The sequence below is a fragment of the Xenorhabdus sp. TS4 genome (assembly GCF_014467265.1).
Lineage (GTDB): Bacteria > Pseudomonadota > Gammaproteobacteria > Enterobacterales > Enterobacteriaceae > Xenorhabdus > Xenorhabdus ehlersii.
Window position 1 is genome coordinate 60,505 of sequence record NZ_NKHQ01000078.1, and the last position, 17,970, is coordinate 78,474.

14 protein-coding genes and 1 pseudogene are annotated in these 17,970 nt (G+C 43.2%); 2 read left to right on the plus strand and 13 right to left on the minus strand.

The features are described 5' to 3' along the window. Positions 1–206 precede the first annotated feature (206 nt). From Xets_RS15990 to gntX, 5 genes are all read right to left on the minus strand, one after another. Positions 207–965 (minus strand): DeoR/GlpR family transcriptional regulator, encoded by a 759-nt coding sequence (locus tag Xets_RS15990; protein ID WP_099131798.1) that lies wholly within the window; start codon positions 963–965, stop codon positions 207–209. A gap of 86 nt (positions 966–1,051) precedes the next feature. Further along, positions 1,052–1,912 carry a rhomboid family intramembrane serine protease GlpG gene (glpG, locus tag Xets_RS15995; protein WP_187652103.1) on the minus strand — a complete coding sequence of 287 codons (861 nt, stop codon included), beginning with the start codon at positions 1,910–1,912 and terminating at the stop codon, positions 1,052–1,054. A 76-nt stretch (positions 1,913–1,988) separates the two neighbouring features. Next, on the minus strand, positions 1,989–2,312 hold the full coding sequence (glpE, locus tag Xets_RS16000; RefSeq protein ID WP_187652104.1) for a thiosulfate sulfurtransferase GlpE: 324 nt from the start codon (positions 2,310–2,312) through the stop codon (positions 1,989–1,991). A gap of 159 nt (positions 2,313–2,471) precedes the next feature. Beyond that, positions 2,472–3,047, minus strand: coding sequence for a Fe-S biogenesis protein NfuA (gene nfuA / locus Xets_RS16005; protein ID WP_099131795.1), 576 nt, complete (start codon positions 3,045–3,047; stop codon positions 2,472–2,474). 59 nt (positions 3,048–3,106) lie between these two features. Beyond that, positions 3,107–3,790 carry a DNA utilization protein GntX gene (gntX, locus tag Xets_RS16010; RefSeq protein ID WP_099131794.1) on the minus strand — a complete coding sequence of 228 codons (684 nt, stop codon included), beginning with the start codon at positions 3,788–3,790 and terminating at the stop codon, positions 3,107–3,109. Between the two features lie 38 nt (positions 3,791–3,828). Here gntX and bioH point away from each other — a divergent pair, with 38 nt between their 5' ends. Together bioH and Xets_RS24815 are read left to right on the plus strand one after the other, a co-directional pair. Beyond that, positions 3,829–4,605 (plus strand): pimeloyl-ACP methyl ester esterase BioH, encoded by a 777-nt coding sequence (gene bioH / locus Xets_RS16015; RefSeq protein ID WP_187652105.1) that lies wholly within the window; start codon positions 3,829–3,831, stop codon positions 4,603–4,605. Positions 4,606–4,843: 238 nt separating this feature from the next. Continuing rightward, positions 4,844–5,062: pseudogene (locus tag Xets_RS24815) on the plus strand (GNAT family N-acetyltransferase); the annotation flags it as partial. Between the two features lie 116 nt (positions 5,063–5,178). Here the strand turns inward: Xets_RS24815 and Xets_RS16020 are convergent. The 8 genes from Xets_RS16020 to Xets_RS16055 form a co-directional block, all read right to left on the minus strand. Next, positions 5,179–5,622 (minus strand): OsmC family protein, encoded by a 444-nt coding sequence (locus Xets_RS16020; protein ID WP_187652106.1) that lies wholly within the window; start codon positions 5,620–5,622, stop codon positions 5,179–5,181. Positions 5,623–5,792: 170 nt separating this feature from the next. Next, positions 5,793–6,032, minus strand: coding sequence for a FeoC-like transcriptional regulator (locus Xets_RS16025; protein ID WP_099131791.1), 240 nt, complete (start codon positions 6,030–6,032; stop codon positions 5,793–5,795). A gap of 22 nt (positions 6,033–6,054) precedes the next feature. Then, complete coding sequence (gene feoB / locus Xets_RS16030) at positions 6,055–8,367, minus strand: Fe(2+) transporter permease subunit FeoB (protein WP_187652113.1); 2,313 nt, start codon at positions 8,365–8,367, stop codon at positions 6,055–6,057. A 126-nt stretch (positions 8,368–8,493) separates the two neighbouring features. Then, positions 8,494–8,721 carry a ferrous iron transporter A gene (gene feoA / locus Xets_RS16035; RefSeq protein WP_099131790.1) on the minus strand — a complete coding sequence of 76 codons (228 nt, stop codon included), beginning with the start codon at positions 8,719–8,721 and terminating at the stop codon, positions 8,494–8,496. A 501-nt stretch (positions 8,722–9,222) separates the two neighbouring features. Then, positions 9,223–9,888 (minus strand): MW1434 family type I TA system toxin, encoded by a 666-nt coding sequence (locus Xets_RS16040; protein WP_099131789.1) that lies wholly within the window; start codon positions 9,886–9,888, stop codon positions 9,223–9,225. A gap of 659 nt (positions 9,889–10,547) precedes the next feature. Further along, positions 10,548–10,955 carry a hypothetical protein gene (locus Xets_RS16045; RefSeq protein ID WP_143707516.1) on the minus strand — a complete coding sequence of 136 codons (408 nt, stop codon included), beginning with the start codon at positions 10,953–10,955 and terminating at the stop codon, positions 10,548–10,550. A 371-nt stretch (positions 10,956–11,326) separates the two neighbouring features. Continuing rightward, the gene (locus tag Xets_RS16050) at positions 11,327–15,127 is read right to left on the minus strand and encodes an inverse autotransporter beta domain-containing protein (protein ID WP_187652107.1); all 3,801 of its coding nucleotides are present in this window, start codon (positions 15,125–15,127) and stop codon (positions 11,327–11,329) included. A 325-nt stretch (positions 15,128–15,452) separates the two neighbouring features. Next, positions 15,453–17,789, minus strand: a complete 2,337-nt coding sequence (locus tag Xets_RS16055) for a Tex family protein (protein ID WP_187652108.1) — start codon at positions 17,787–17,789, stop codon at positions 15,453–15,455. Positions 17,790–17,970 lie beyond the last annotated feature (181 nt).

The following is a 17,970-nucleotide window of genomic DNA, read 5'->3' on the forward strand; positions in this document are numbered from 1 at the left end:
AAGAATTGTAATCAAAAATTCATCAGTCGCCAACCATTAACTCAGAAAAATCATATTCACGTGATAGAAGTAACAAAACCTTATTATATACATAAGATTAATAAGGATTTTTGGGGATACAAATTTGAGGGGGAAATATTAGTGGGAACTAACCCCACCAGAATATCAGGTGGGGATATTATTGCAGCATTCTACCTAAAAAGTGGTTAGCACAACTCCAGCTTAACGTTATGTTGTTCGATAATTTTCTGGACGCCGGAAGGAGGTGCTTTATCAGTGAACAAAAAATCAATCAGGTTCATGTTACCAAGATTCACCATGGCATTGCGGCCGAATTTTGAATGATCGGCAACCAGCATGACACAGCGGGAGTTTTCGATAATGGCACGTTTGGTACGAACTTCGTGGTAATCGAATTCCAGCAGTGAACCATCACTATCAATGCCGCTGATCCCAAGAATGCCGAAATCAAGACGGAACTGGGAAATAAAGTCTAGCGTTGCTTCACCAATGATGCCGCCATCGCGGGAGCGTACTTCACCACCCGCTAAAATCAGGCGGAAATCTTCTTTACCCATAAACAGAGTTGCGACGTTGAGATTGTTGGTGACAATCCGTAAATCGCGATGGTTGAGCAGGGCATGTGCTACAGCCTCTGGTGTTGTTCCAATATCGATGAACAGGGTTGCGCCGTTTGGAATTTGGGTGGCAACTTGTTGTGCAATGCGGGCTTTTTCATCCGACCACATGATCTTGCGGTCATGGTAGGCTGTGTTGACGGAGCTGGATGGCAAAGCGGCTCCGCCGTGATGACGCTGGATTTTATTTTTATCTGCGAGATCATTTAAATCACGTCGAATAGTTTGCGGGCTAACATCAAAATGTGCAACCAGCTCTTCAGTGCTGACATAACCTTGAAGGCGCACCAGCTCGATTATTGCATCATGTCGCTGAGTTTGCTTCACAAAATTCCCCTAATATATGCATAGATGGATTATAGTTGGCCAAAATTATCGCCTTTCTATTTCAAGCCGATGCTGAAATTTGAAACCTATTGGGGCTTATTTGGCATTTTTTGGTTTTTTTGTTTACGCAAATTATCCCATAACCCCATTAATAACCCGATGATTAATCCTGCAACATGGGCGGCATTGGCGATGTTTAATGAAAATAGATCGAAATAGCCTACCAACAACCAAATGACAGAGATGGCAATTAACCCTCTGGGAGCACTGATCCCACGTTTTGGGGAGATTTCACCTGTTAGCCAAACATACCCGATCAGTGCGTAGACGACACCGGATAACCCCCCGAAATCAGATCCGCTGAATAATGATTGTGCCCAACTACTGAAAATTGCTGACACTATCGTGATTTCAAACAGTTTGCAGCCCCCAATCTTTCGCTCTACCTGGCTGCCGAAATACCACCATAAGGCAAGGTTAAAGAGCAGGTGTGTCAGAGAGAAATGCAATAGAGCCGGGCTTATCCAGCGCCATAACTCCAGATATTGATCACTGTTGGTTGGCCATGCTAACCAGTTCATAACATCCGGTATGCCTGCCATTGCCATCCAGAGGTAAACGAGGATGCAGAGCAGGGTTATGGCAATAGTCAGTGGGCCTGACTGGCTTTTGAGCGTACTCAAATTCAGATTGTTATGATACTTGAAGACGCTGACAGATTTACCTGTTTGCCAACTGGCAGCTTGATAGCGTTCATTGAGTGGATCGTGAGCAAAGTGGCGAAGTTCCTCTTCAACCTGACTGAGTTGGCTATCATCCTTTAACCAGAGTTCAACTAATGGTGGCTCATTGGTGGGCCGCATGGTCAAATGAATGCCCTGCGTCGCCATATAATCAATAAAGGCCTGAGCCAGCCGAGGATTAGATATTGAGGTTATATGGATCATTGCTCGTCTTATCTCTGCCTTAGGTTGAAGTTAATTGCACTGGGGTTAATTGCATTAGAATCAGTGCGTTAAAGGTTTATTGAGTATGAACAGCGTGAGGATAGTCTCTTTGCCAGACTTCAAAACCGCCATTGACACTATAAACGGTCTCAAAACCCATATTGATCAGATACTGGGCTGCTCCTTGACTACTATGGCCGTGGTAGCACATCACCATGACCGGTTGGTCAAAATCCGCTTCCTGTAGAAGGCTATTGAGCGTTTCATTTGTCAGGTGAAACGCACCGGTTGCGTGTCCGGTATGGAAGCTTTGTGGATCGCGGATATCAACTATGACTGCGGTTTTATCGAGCCAATGCTGGTAAGCCTGTTCAGGCGTTATCGTTTGAAAATGGTCCATAAATACTCAACGTAGTTTCCTAAATTTTCATTTCTTATTAGTCGTCTGGTATGACCTGACTGCCTTCCCAATATAACGATTGGGAAGGCGTATAAGTATAGAGATAGAAAATGTTAGAACAGAAAAATGGTTAAAAATTGTCAAAATAAGAATGAAAAATCAGTAATATGAATGTTCACCGCGCTGGTGCTCAGTCAGATCTTTCACGCCTTTTAATTCCGGGAATATCTGTAATAACTGTTTTTCGATCCCCTCTTTCAGAGTGACATCGACCATTGAACAGCCGTTACAGCCACCGCCGAATTGCAGAATAGCATAACTTTCATCGGTGATTTCCATCAGGCTGACACGACCACCATGCCCTGCCAGTTGTGGATTGATCTGCGATTGCAGGACATATTCAACACGCTCAATCAGTGGGGCATCATCCGCCACTTTACGCATTTTAGCGTTCGGGGCTTTCAAGGTCAGTTGGGAACCCAGTTGATCGGTCACAAAATCAATGACAGCTTCTTCCAGAAAAGGTGCACTAATTTCATCAACATAAGCAGAGAGTTGATCGAACTTCAATTCGGTGTCAGTAGCTTCAACAGCATCCGGTGGGCAATAGGAAACACCGCATTCAGCGGTCGGCGTTCCTGGATTAATAACAAAGACGCGGATCTGTGTGCCCGGTTCTTGATTTGCCAGTAGCTTGGCAAAATGTGCTTGCGCTGCTTCAGTAATATTAATCATGTCATTTGCTCAATAGTTGACTGTTCTAGTTGGTTATAATACGCCCATTTATAAAGGAACTACAAGGTTCGGCATATTGCCCAAGCCTGTACAGAGCGGGCACCAGCACGAATCATCAACTGTGAAGCTTCATGCAGTGTTGTGCCCGTGGTGATCACATCGTCGAAAATCGCGACATGTTGATCGGTAAAATCGCCCTGTAATTGAAAGGCTTGCTTAAGATTCGTTCTTCTTTGGGCGGCAGATAAGCCCCGCTGCGTGAGTGTAGCACGTGAGCGGCGTAAAAAATCGGGTTGATATGGACATTGCAGCCAACGTGATAGGGATCGGGTAATGAGTTCAATGTGATCGAAACCACGTTGCCAGCGTTTTCTGCTGTGCAGAGGAATACCCAGTATGCGATCTGGCTTATGCCAGCGGCCTTCACGATAGCCTTGCAACCAATGCAGCAGGAACAAACGTGCCAGCACTGGTGCGAGTTGTGGGGTACTGTAATATTTGTATCGTTGAATAAGCTGGCTTAATGGTGGGGTGTAATCCGTAATGGCGATCAAATATTGCCACGCAGGGGGATGCTTTACGCATCGCCCACAGGGAAGGTTACCGGATTCAGAAGGCAGTGCACAGCGTGGACAGACATGTTGCAGCCGCCTTAAGTGACAGTGGCAGATGTAGCAGATCCCATGATGGGCAAAATACAAATTTTGATGGCATAGCCAACAGTATCCAACCATTGTTAGCATAGTTTCCTTCCTTGGTGACAAATAAAGTGAGAATAACAATGAATCAGTTGTTTTGGCAGACAATTAGCGATGCACCACGTGATCTTGTGATGCTGCACGGATGGGGTCTAAACGCTGAGGTTTGGCGTTCAGTGGAAACGCGATTGGCTTCGCATTTTCGTTTGCATCTGGTGGATTTGCCGGGTTATGGGCGTAGCCAAGCGTATTCGGCTATGTCATTGACGGACATGGCAGATATTGTATGGCAGCAAGCGCCAGTAAATGCCTTGTGGCTAGGTTGGTCTTTAGGCGGATTGGTGGCTAGCCGGATTGCTTTGGATCATTCGGCACAAGTTGCGGGCTTGATAACCGTAGCTTCTTCGCCAAGATTTAGTGCTGATGGCGACTGGCCGGGGATTAAGCCAGAGGTCTTGAAGGCATTTGAGCATCAATTGAGTGCTGATTTTCAAAAGACTGTCGAACGTTTTCTGGCTTTGCAGACCTTGGGGACAGACAGTGCACGGCGGGATGCCCGTGTATTGAAATCAGTGATCCTGAACCAGCCGATGCCGACAGTCGAGGTACTTAATGCCGGTTTGGAAATCCTGCGCATTGATGATTTAAGAGAAGAATTGTCCCAACTTCAATTACCTTTCCTGCGTCTATATGGTTATCTTGATGGTTTAGTACCGCGTAAGATTGCTTCACAGCTTGACAAGGCATGGCCACATACGCATTCCGTTATTATGCGCAACGCTGCCCATGCCCCTTTTATTTCCCATCCTGATGAATTTGTTGAAGTATTAACGAATTTTGCTTCTGATATTGGATGGTAATTATCGATAACTACTCTCCCTCTCTGGCGTTAGCACATAAACTATGGATAATCTGAGCAATAGTAGGGAGGGATCTTAAACGATAAATCCGGTCATAAAAACAAACATTGTAATGATTTTGACATTACAATAGTGAGTGGCATTCTTAACCACAACTCATTCACTCCGAGGTGAATTATGCAATCAACAAAACGTGACACATTGAATATTCGTATCAAACCAGAAATTCGGAATCTGATTGCAGCGAAGAGGAATCGGACGGGCATTGGTGAAAGACGCTGCTTTAAGGGTAATACAAGCCGCGGATCTTATTGGAGTTCGTGGCATGATAATTCATGCACTCTCATATGAAGCAAAGTCATTTTATCAAGCTACCAGATTTGAATCATCACCTTTAGATCCCATGTTACTGATGGCCACACTTACAGATTTAAAAGCAGCCTGCACAGATAGCTAAATATAGCCCTACTATGATGACTAATAAATGGAATAAACTGCACAACTTATATGTTTATTCCATTCCTGATGCAATTCAATCGGTAATAAAAATGTTTACCACCTTGTTATCACTATTTATTTATTCGGATAAACCTCAGTCACAATTTCTGGCGTATTCACGATAGTATCGAGAACAGGGCAATTGCTTTCGACAAAAGTAATAAAATTGCGGATCTCTTGTTCGGTATTATCTGCTTTAATATAAAATTTGGAGGTGATTTTTGAAAATCCCATTTTGGCGTTTTTATTTCTACCTGTGAAGCCATCGGTATCCAGTTCTCCTTCCATTTTAACCTGAATATCGATCAAATTGATTTTATGCTTGCGGGCAAAGCTTTTTGCCACAATGCACTGACATGCACCAAATGCAGAAAGTAACGCTTCCACTGGATTCATCGCTTCATCGGTTCCACCGAGACTTTTGGGTTCATCTACATGGAAGGTAAAATTTCGCGATGAGCATTTCATTTTGAGATTGCCAACCGACTCAACTTTTGCAGTGAATAACTCTTTAGGCATATTACTATCCTCAGGTTATTAATATAGGGATACCCCATATCAGATAATAGAGAGATAGCTATAATTAATCTATTTATTATTTTATGGACTCATTAATAAGGAATTTTCCTACAGAATAATCACAGCGATAGGATATTTTTAATCGTCTATTCCATAAAGCAGGTAATTCCTTATTTTTTGACCGTAAGCTGATACGCTTTAGTGTCACATTTCTGTGTTTCCGGGCACTGTTTGCAGCCCCCGCTGAGGCAGGAGGAAGTATCCACTTCCTCCAGTTTACCCATTATGACAAGCTGCTTGAGCATGGCTTCCACCATTGGCAGCGGTGCTGAAAACTGATGGCTTAATGATCTGGCATCAGTACGCCCGTTGAGGGCAACCGCATCTCTGATTTTCAGCAGGTTAATCATTTATGGTTCCTCATGGTTCCAGCTAGTGACAGCTATTGTTTGAGCATTCGCAACTGCGGTCAGCGGTGTTGTTGAATGTCACAGTGACTCGGCTGCGTGCGCGGCGTAAACCAATAACTATCAGAATGTTAAACAGGATCACGGCCAGAATGGTTATCAGGCTACTTTGTGGATGGGCTGAAAACGTTGTGATTTGATAAAACAGTGCTGACAGAGAATAAGCGACGTTTAATCCCCACAGAATCGAGAATGTCATCCAGCCACGGCTGGTTTCACGGGCAATAGCTCCCATCACGGAAACGCAAGGCACGTACAGCAGCACGAAAATCAGGTAACTGTAAGCGGAAATGGCTGAGCCAAATTTGGCGCTCATTGTTCCCATAGAGCTACGATCCATGTTGCCATCACCTTTGCTGGCTTCAATCGGGTTAGAAAGTGCGCTCAAGGTGAAGGTTTCTTTCAGGCTATCCCACGTTTCGGCGACAGAATCTTTTAGTTGATCCAGTAAATTAAATTCATCTGGGTTGAATGACTCTTGGGTAATATTTTCTGCGGTATAGAGGGTATTGAGAGTTCCTACAACCACTTCTTTTGCCATCGCTCCAGTGATAAGCCCGACGGTTGCTTGCCAGTTATCGGCATGCACACCGATAGGTTGCAAGACAGGTGTGAGTACTTTACTGACGGAGGCCAGTGCCGATTCGTTGATATTATCAACGGTCTTACCGGAGAAGGAAAAACTGTTCAGGGCACCAATCAACATGCTCGCTGCGACAATCACTTTACCTGCGCGTATGACAAAACCTTTCAGCCTCTGCCATGTTTGGAGCAGCAGGGTTTTGGCATGGGGAACGTGATAGACCGGTAGTTCCATGACAAATGGTGATGCTTCACCACGCATTAGCGTGAATTTGAGCAGCAATCCTGTCAGGATGGCGATGACAATCCCCAGGATATACAGGGAGAAAACAATGCTTGCCCCATTTTTGCCGAAGAACGCCGCAGCGAAGACGGCAAAGATCGCCAACCTTGCCCCGCAGGACATAAACGGTGCCATCATGATGGTAATCAAGCGTTCACGAGGGGCATCCAGTGTCCTTGAGCCCATCACGGCAGGTACATTACAACCAAAGCCAACAATCAGGGGCACAAAGGATTTACCTGGCAACCCTATGGCTTGCATCAGCCGGTCCATGACAAATGCCGCCCGTGCCATGTAGCCGGAATCTTCCAGAAAGGAGAGGAACAGGTACATCATGCCGATTTGGGGAACCAGCGGCAATACCGTGTTGATGCCGCCACCAATGCCCTGAGCAAGGAACACCGTTAACCAATTCGGGAAATGGAGAGTATGGCCGAGCCATTGCATTCCATCGATGAAAATGGCAGCGGAAGCACCGTCGAAGATAGGCTGTAAGGCTCCACCAATATTGATAGCCAGCACAAACATCAGGTACATGATAAACAGGAAGATAGGCAAACCCAACCAGCGGTTCAGGATAACGGTATCTAACACTTGGGTGAGTTTGTTTGGTGTGGCTGTGCGGGTATCAATGACCGCCAGACAAATTTCACTGATGGTTTGATAGCGTGAACCGGCAATGATGAGGTCGGGTTCTTCAATTTGTTGTTTTTGCAAGCGTTTTTTGCTTTCAGCCAATTGAGTGGGAGTCAGGCTGGATACCTCACGGCTGTAAATATCCCCTTCCAGGACTTGCAAAGTCAGCCAGCGGCACTGTTGTGGCGTGAATTTTTCTGTGATCTGGCTGGAAAGGTGGGAAATTTCCTGCAATAACGCATCAGGATAATTAACCTGTACAGGATTAGATTTCTGTGGGTAATTGTCGATGGTTTTTTTTAGTGTATCTATCCCTGTGGCACGGGTTGAAACCAGCGGGATGACCGGACAGCCAAGGCGTTTCTCCAGTGCAGGAATATCAATATTGATGCGTTGATTTTGGGCGATATCCAACATGTTCAGTGCAATGATGCAGGGAACACCCAGTTCAATCAATTGCAGTGAGAGATAAAGGTTACGCTCCAGATTAGATGCATCAACAACATTGATCAGCATATCCGCTTCACCACTGAGAATATAGTGGCAGGCGATTTGCTCATCAATAGAAGTTTGCTCAGAAATGGTGGTAAGCGAATAAGTGCCAGGGAGGTCGACAAGTTCGACCTGATGGTTATCGGTAGTAAAGTGGCCGGTTTTGCGTTCTACGGTAACGCCAGCCCAGTTTCCCACACGTTGATGGGAGCCAGTGAGCTGGTTAAAAAGCGTTGTTTTGCCGGCATTGGGATTACCAATCAGGCCTATAGTTAATTGTTTCATCATACTTTCTGCCAATCAGTAAAGCGAATTTCGTACCTTAGCTATACGTTCAGTACTCTGGTTCTATCGGGTTATAAAAAGTGTATGGAAGATGGTTATTCTGAACCAAATCGTCTTAGAGCTTTGTTAATTCAGATCTTCATGCAATACAAGAAATGCTAAATCTTGTTTACGAAGGGTAAGGCTAACTCTGCGTGTTTCGATTTGTATTGGATCGCCCAATGGAGCGAAGCGAATGACCTGAAATGTTGAGCCAGGTAACATACCGAGTGACAATAATTTTTGTCGGTAAGCTGGGGTAATTTCTGGAGAAAATCCCAGAATTTTATATCTACGTTCTGGAATAAGAACCATATAAATCTCCGCTCTAACTGAAAAAATAAGTGATTATAAGAATTATTATCCTCAATAATGGGAGAACCACAAGAAAAAAGTATGGTAATTCCTCTGAATTATAGTTGCTAATGATAATAATACGCAACTGCGATATCGGCTATTTATATTGGATAAGATGGGAATGAATTGATATTTATCAAATTAATGGTGGTTTTATTGAAAATAAGCCATTATCAAAATTATTTAATATTTGGAAAAATTCTTTATTGATAAGCTATGTTAATGAACAGGACTTATTGATTTTTATTTCATTATTAATTTAACAAATTATTGGCTTGAATTAGCTTTTTGGAGGATAAATCAGTTCACCTAATGGTTTTTCCTCAACAGTATGAATGCGTTCTTTAATATCTAAACTAGAAATAATCACGGTTAATTTCTCATTTATAACTTGCTTACCCTATAATAGAAAAACAAAAAGGCCATGCCGGAAGCATAGCCTTGAATTTAGACTATAAATTAATGATCATTCCACACTAAGCGAATACGAAGTGTTTTACCTACGTTTTGTTTCAACAGGTCACCTAATTTTTTTAGGTTTTTATTTATATGACTGTCATAGACTCTGGATAATACGTATGTGGTTTCGTTATCGTGTCTAGCTTGAAGATAATCAAGAACATAATGTACATCATCAACCATTACAGTGAGTTTTTTACTAAACAATTCCTCCATTTTTTGATAACTCTCTTCGTTGTTATCAGAGGAGGCTTGAATAGATAATTTTGAATCTTCAATAAAATAGAACATTGTTATGTTCTTAATATCTGAATTATTCTTGATTAGATCTAAGGTACCAATGTAAGTAGATGAAGAAGAACTATTTATATTAAAATATCCAAAGAATTGGCTATCGTCATACATTTCTTTTCCCACTTCAAGATCAAATTCCAGATTGGGGTCCCCCTGTAATTCCCAGTCACAAGCTGTTAAATCTTCTGGTGTTGGCTGCCAAGCGGTAATATTGTCTTGCTCGCGCTTCTCAATTAAAGGCGAGCTATCAGATACAAGATGTATGTATTCAACAGGATAGCTCCAATTACGTCTATACACTTTCTTGCCTAAATACACCTGAATTAGTGCCCACGGAGAAGAGCCAATAGGTGCAGTGATATCATTATCAATTTTAGTTGTGACGTTAACCTTGAATTGATCAGGGGTAAATGAACATTATTGAGCAATATTACTGTCTAATTTATTTATTACTGTCTAATTTATTTATTACTGACATAATTTCCTCACTTATTGATCATTAAAGTAAAAGGTCATTTCATCTTATGGCTAAATCGCTGGCTAATATTACTTAAGTAAAACTTTTATCTCAATGGGATGCAGTCATATAGCCACAAATACGCATTAATATCTGGCTTAACATTATAAAATCTGTTTTCATTCAGAGTGAATAACCTGCTGGGTTGTAAATTCAAAATTTACTGCTGATATTTTCCTAAATGCACAATGCAGTGATAATAACTTCATTGATCGTAAATATTATTTTTAATGGTAATATAATTACTTAATGTGTGATTAATTTTATTTTATCTAAACAAAAAATTAAAACAGATAAAATAATTAAGATAAAAATTTCACATATTAAAATTAAATCAACTTATCACACAAACAGAACATATATCATATTGGCATGAAAAAAGATACTCAATAACTCGAACCAGTGATAAAGAAATATAATTTGTGATAGAAACTATAACAGACTCGGTTTTTTAATAAAAACCGAGTCTACATTTACGTGATAATAAATCAGTTTGAACAGTGACTTTCTTTAACTATTTGATAAATTCCACCTGCTTCTGCACAGGTTTTATTCCTGCGCCTTCCACATAGGCCTCTATTGTGTATACTCCAGCTTGAGTTTGGTAGTTGTTAAGCATAAGATACGGTGTAAAGTAAATCCAACCATCACTATAGGTTAATGGCTCATCATAACCCTCAGCAGCATTGGTGTATACTTGAGGTTTGCCATCCTCGCCCAATACGGGTTTCCCCTGTGGATCGGTTACGCTCAATTTAACTCTCTGGTTAGGTACCCCTTTATTATCTTTATTCGTAACTTTGACACCCATAGTATAAAGCCCATTCATCGATACTGGGCTTGATGGAATCACTCTTATTTTCGCATTAAGTTCCGATGTGGAATCTAGCTTCTGCTTTTCTTGCTGATTAACGTTAGACATAAACACCTCGCTTATATTCATTAAAGTTCAAGGTTATTTCATCCTACGGCTAAACCGCCAAATCATATTACTTAAGTTAAATTTTTATCTCAATAAGCGGTAATAATATAGCAATGAATACACACTAAAATCGGGTTTAGCATAATAAAATCTATCTATTCGTCGGGTGAGTGATGCGCTGGCGTGTAAATTCAAAGTTTACTGCTAATTGATCGGTGTTTTATTTAAGAGGTGAAATCACTTTGAGATAAGTGGCTGTTAAAAAGCATTTTGTGATAGAAAGTGAAAAAGACTCGGCTTTTTACTGAACCTAAAAAGCCGAGTCTACATTTACGTGGTGATAAAATAGTTATCCTTAAGCAAAGTTAAAATTAAGGGGCATCAAATTTAAAGGTGTCGGTTGAACAGCTTTGTGATGGCAGCTCCTGTCCTGCCCCTACTGGTTCATCTATGCCAACACATGGGATAAACGACGTAGGTGTATTAGTAGTCACTTGAACTACTACCTGTCCCTGTATTGAGGTCGGTTGAGATGTAAACACGAGGTTATTATTAGTATGCAATGGCTTCCATTTAATAGATATATGACCTGGCTGACCTTTTGGCGGATTTTTGTAAGCGAACTTGTTAGGATCCTTCATTATCGCTTCAAATGCATAATAATCGCTACCATTCGCCGTAGGATTAGGCTTATTACCATGCGTCCCTCGCTCGGCCAGTATTGGGTTACTGAACGTTGGCCATTGGAATCTCACCGTCAAAGGAGCCGTTGTAATGCCATCCACTGTAGCTGTTACTGTAACATTTTGCTCCGTACTACTGGTTAATGTTGCGGTAGCTTTACCGCCAGTTGTGGTGGCCGGATCAATTGGGGAAATTGTTACTTTTGTCTGGTCCTTATCAGCTGAGTCTATATGCCACTGAACTGCCTTATTAAGTAACGGTTGACCATTATTATCCTTAACGGTGAATGACAAGTTATAAGATTGACCTACAACTATAGGGCCTTGTGGGTCCTGTGTTATTGGCGATATCTCTGAGTGGAAATCTACCGTATACGTTGATGACTGAACAGGCTGATTGTTCCCAACCTTGAGTGAAACAACTACATTCCCCTGGTATGCCTTAGTACTGCTTATGATTGCCTTTAAGTTTCCTTGATTATCTGTTGTAGTCTCTGGGTTTAGTGTTATTCCAAGATTATCGGCATTTAATGGTTTAACTATATGCCACTCTGCACCACTAATGGCCTTTCCTTTAACAGGCATGCCAGAAATATCATTGATAGTCGCCATAAATTGATATTGTTGGTAACCATCAGACGATAAGGTCTTTAATTTCTCGGACTTAATACCATCCTGACTAATACGATAATCTTGGGTATCCTTAGTAAAGGTAACCGGATCTTTTACAGTAACAGCAGTCTGACCTTCAATGGAAAGTGAAACTACCACATCGTTCATTTCCTTTTTACTGCGCAATGTTGCCGTTAATTCCCCAGCCTGATTCGTTGTATCTCCATGCGTAAATTTGATATCCGGATCGTTGAGGCTCACTTCCTTACTATTCTGCGTAATTGTCCATGTCACCTTGCCAATTTTCTGCTGATGCACAGGCTGATTTTGTCCATCTAAGATGGTAGCCGTATAGGTGTAAGCATCCTGGTTGTTCGCAACCAAAGGTTTTGTCGTGTCAACTTTCACAGAGGAAACATGATATTTCGACGTATCCGGAGTAAAGATAACCGGATCTTTTGCAGCAACAGCAGCCTGACCTTCAATGGAAAGTGAAACTACCACATCTTTCATTTCCTTTTGACTGCTCAATGTTGCCGTTAATTCCCCAGCCTGATTCGTTGTATCTCCATGCGTAAATTTGATATCCGGATCGGTGAGGCTCACGTCCTGACTACCCTGCGTAATTTTCCATGTCACCTTGCCAATTTTCTGCTGATGTACGGGATTCTTGTGACCATCTAAGATGGTAGCCGTATAGGTGTAAGCATCCCGGTTGTTCGCAACCAAAGGCGTTGTCGGGTCAACTTTCACAGAGGAAACATGATATTTCGACGTATCCGCAGTAAAAGAGACAGGCTGTGCCGACACCGATTTGTGGCTGCCAATAGCGAGTGAAATCGTGACATCTTGTATTGCCTCTGTACTGGCTAGGGTTGCCTTTAATTTCCCTTCCTTATCCGTTGTAACGTCTCCATTTGATGGGTTCCAAATAAGTCCATCCTGGTTTTTGTCCTTACTCCAATTCACATTGGTGATTTTCTGGTTTTTCATCGGATTGTTATTACCATCTAACACCACAGCACTGTAGGTGTAAGTCTGAGAACGATTGGCTATCAGTGATGGTACTGCCGGTGAAACCTCAACTTTATCGACGTGGAAACTGGCCAGGTTTTCATCAAAGCTGACTTCGCCCACTAATTGTGGCGGCTGGCTATCCAGTTGCAGGTACACTTTGACATCTTTATGGGGTCGGTTACTCACTAAGACCGGTTTGTGTTTGAAATGCCCGTTTTCATCAAGCGCCACAGAATCTGAGGCTGCCCAATTACTCCATTGCAACCCAGTATCCGGGCCGATTTTAGGATCAGTTATCCACTGAACATGGTTAATGGTGGCATTTTTTATCGGTGCATTATTAACCGTATCAAAAGTAATCACAGGGTCAAACGTATATCCGTCCTTTTTATCCCCCGTCGCAGGTAATGGTCCTGCTGGGATAAAGTTAGATCGTTCCTGCTTTTTCAGCATAAAGGGCCTGACAATGACACGCATTTCAGCAGGTGCTGATTTTTGATTATTTTCCCATTCAGCAACGGCATAAATGGGGTAATTGTTATTTTGGTTACTGCCGGATAGATAGGTTGGCAGGGTAACTTTGATTGTGTTGCCGGTCTGGGAAGAGAGCTTCCCGCCGTGCTGTTCAAAATCTTTGTTGGTTGCCCAACGAATCTGCTTGAGCGGAGAGTCAGAAGAGAACTTGACTGTAACGTCCTGCTGATTCCCACTGTACCCGATGATATTATCCGGCAGCGACAATTGGGCAGCTGGTTTTGCCTGATGCTCAAGCACGATATGATTATTTCTTTCTACCAGGTCATAACGGCTGCCCGCTAATGTCCTCGCCGTCGCCACGTTTTCTGGCGATAACTGCACACTCAGGGGAACACCCAATTTATAGCTTAAATTTGCCAAAAACTGCGTTTCGCTGTGCCCGCTTCCCCCTTGTTTATAATCCACACCCAGAGTAAATAGCGGAACAGGGGTGTAAGACAGCCCCAGTGTAGCCAGAACGGGGTTTTTCTGTTTGGTGTCACGATCGAATAAAGTAACTTCATCGCCAAAATACTGCTCATAAGTCAGTTTGGCACCCAGATTAGGGTAGGCGGGTAAGAAAAACTCCCCACTAATGTCATAACCGTTAGCTGGGCGTTCGTAATAACCGGCAAAATCCCGTGAGTCTTTCCAGTTACTTAAACGATAATAGGTATTAGCGGCCAGTTTAATGTAGTCTCCCCACATTTCTCCGCCCAGCCCAAGACGCTGATTTTTGCCGGTCAGGTCGTAGTCATAAAAAGTATTCAGGCCATACATCCAGTCCTGATAAAAATAACGTCCACCTAATCCCAGATTCATGGTATTCCGACTGTCTTTGTTGCGATAGCCAAGTTGGGAAAAGAACAGCCAATCCACTTTATTATCATAAAGCGGCAGTAAAAGATCGAGTGAGCTGTTTTTTCGCGTTCCCTTTTTATCCAGCCCAAAATTAATTCTGGCAGTACCAAACTGTGATAACCATTTTTGTGCCTCAGACGTTACCATGCCGTTAACTTGCCCTAACGCATAGGATTTGGCTTGTGCGGCCAATTCTGAAGGTGAAGATGACAGAAGATTACCGGCCATTTGGAGGTTTTTATCAATAACATTTTGTGTATCAGCATCTGAGGTGTGATTGTTTTTTTTATGCGTATCCGAATTCAAATATTTTTTACCTGATCCATTCACTCGCACGCCAATATTATCGTTCTCATCTGCTTTTTTCGTATATCTTTCAGTTGTAATATCCCCCTCTGCAAAGGAATCCATTATCGTATAAGGTATTAATAACGTGTAAAGAAAAAAGAGTAAAAACATGACCTTGCCAATATATGATAACATATTAATACACCTCATATTAAATAATTCGAATCTAGTCCTATTGTGATAATAGTGGTGTATTTTATTTTTGCGTTATTAAAAATAGTTATCACGTAATAATTATTTTTAATAACTTAAGACATTGATAATTTTAGCTAAGGACTTATCAAGGAAGGAATAAAAAATAAGCCTCTTTAGGTTAAGTTTTTAAAAAATTATCAATTCATGATATTGAGGTTGTGTTAAATGCAATTAGAGAAATATAAACACAAATTTAAATACCCTGAACTGGCATAATTGAGCCAGTTCAGGAAATCATTTTAAGTTATCTAACGTTTTTTATTAATTAACGTTTTCTATTAAAGGCAGCGGCCAATGCATCACTCATAGCGCTATTAGCTAAAGGCGCAGAACCTGAACGTGAAATAGGACGGTTTCTGCCATTGCCGTTACGATTATTGCGATCCTGACGGTTACCTTCTTGGGAGCTACGGCGTGCTTGTGTTTCACCTGGTTGCTCATCAAGACGCATGGTCAATGCAATACGCTTGCGGTTGAGGTCAACATCCATCACCTTCACTTTCACGATATCACCTGTTTTGACGACGGTGTGTGGATCTTCCACAAAGCGGTCGGATAGGGAGGAGATATGAACCAGACCATCCTGATGGACACCGATGTCCACAAATGCACCAAAATTGGTTACGTTAGTGACAGTACCTTCTAAAATCATACCCGCTTGCAGATCGTTCATGGTTTCAACGCCATCGGCAAATGTGGCTGTCTTGAATTCAGGACGTGGATCGCGACCCGGTTTTTCCAGCTCTTTCAGGATATCGGTGACGGTCGGAATACCAAATTTTTCAGTCGTGAATTCCTGGGCGCTCAGGTTACGCAAATTAGCCGGATTACCCATCAGTTCAGGTAGGGTTTGCTGGGTTGTTGCCAGGATCTTCTCAACCACTGGATAGGCTTCTGGGTGAACGGTTGAAGCGTCCAGCGGATTATCGCCCTGATTGATGCGCAGGAAGCCTGCACATTGCAGGAAGGCTTTTGGTCCCAGACGGGTCACCTTCAATAGTTGATTACGGTTGCCGAAACGACCATTTTCATCACGCCAGTTAACAATATTTTGAGCAACAGTACGAGTCAGGCCAGCAACGCGAGTCAACAAGGCGACAGAGGCGGTATTCAGGTCAACGCCGACGCTGTTTACACAGTCTTCAACCACGTTATCCAGTTTTTTGGCAAGCAGAGTCTGGCTAACATCATGCTGATATTGACCCACGCCGATGGATTTGGGTTCGATTTTCACCAGCTCAGCCAGTGGGTCTTGCAGGCGACGGGCGATGGAGACCGCACCACGCAGGGAAACATCCAGATCAGGGAATTCTAGCGCAGCCAATTCAGATGCGGAATAGACAGAAGCTCCCGCTTCGCTGACCACTACTTTTTGTGCCGTGACGTCAGGATACTGTTTCTGAACGTTGACAAAGAAACGTTCTGTTTCACGGGATGCGGTGCCATTGCCAATGGCAACCAGCTCCACTTGGTGTTTGGTGCACAGGGCTGCGACGATGGCAGCCGCTTTGTTTTCCTGTCCGGTGTGCGGATAAATGGTATCGGTGGCAATCAGTTTGCCTGTCGCGTCAACAACGGCGACTTTTACCCCTGTGCGCAAACCTGGGTCCAGACCCATTGTTGAGCGCATACCCGCAGGGGCAGCCATCAGCAGGTCATTCAGGTTACGGGCGAAGACGTTGATAGCCTCATTTTCGGCCTTCTCGCGCAGTGTACCCATCAGTTCGGTTTCCAGATGCAGCAGCACCTTGATGCGCCATGTCCAGCTCACCACGGCTTTGCGCCAATTGTCAGCCGGTGCATTGTTCAGGCGCAGGTTCAGGTGATCGGTAATAATTTGTTCGCAGTAGCTCTCTTTTGGCGCTTCCTCAAATTGTGGATCAGCATTCAAAGAAAGTTGCAGGGTGCCTTCATTGCGTCCACGGAACATGGCAAGGGCGCGGTGGGAAGGAACAGTGGCGATGGTTTCGTGGTGGTCGAAGTAATCGCTGAATTTAACACCTTCTTCCTCTTTACCCTCGACAACCTTGGAAACCAAATGGGCATTTTTCCATAAATATTCACGTACCTTTGCCAGCAGGGTTGCATCTTCGGCAAAACGTTCCATCAGGATATAACGTGCGCCATCCAATGCTGCCTTGGTATCAGCAACGCCCTTGTCAGCATTGACATAGGCAGCCGCCGCCAGTTCTGGCTCTTGCTGCGGATCTTGCCATAGCAGGTCGGCCAGAGGCTCCAATCCGGCTTCGATGGCAGCTTGTCCACGAGTACGGCGTTTAGGTTTATAAGGCAGGTACAGATCTTCCAACTCAGTCTTGCTCAGTGTAGCGTTAATCGCTTCTGCCAGCTCAACGGTTAGCTTTCCCTGTTCCTCAATCGATTTCAGGATAGTCTGACGGCGGTTGGACAGTTCACGCAGATAACCGAGACGGCTTTCGAGTTGGCGGAGCTGTGTGTCATCCAGACCACCGGTGGCCTCTTTACGGTAACGGGCGATAAAGGGAACCGTATTCCCCTCATCGAGCAAGGTGATAGCAGCTAGGATTTGCTGTGGTTGAGCCTGTAGCTCACCGGCAATGATTCGACTTAAAGATTCATTCATGGTCTGTTTTCTTCAACTTCTTTAGGGCCTGTAGATATCCTGAGACATCGTCAGACAGAGCCGGATAAGATCAAATTTCATCTGAAACAGTATCGGCATGGTTCAAACTGGCTCCATTTATACGTGCTGAGCGCGATAATTTCCAGTTTAGCGCGATATTTCGATCATGTTGCAACAGAAT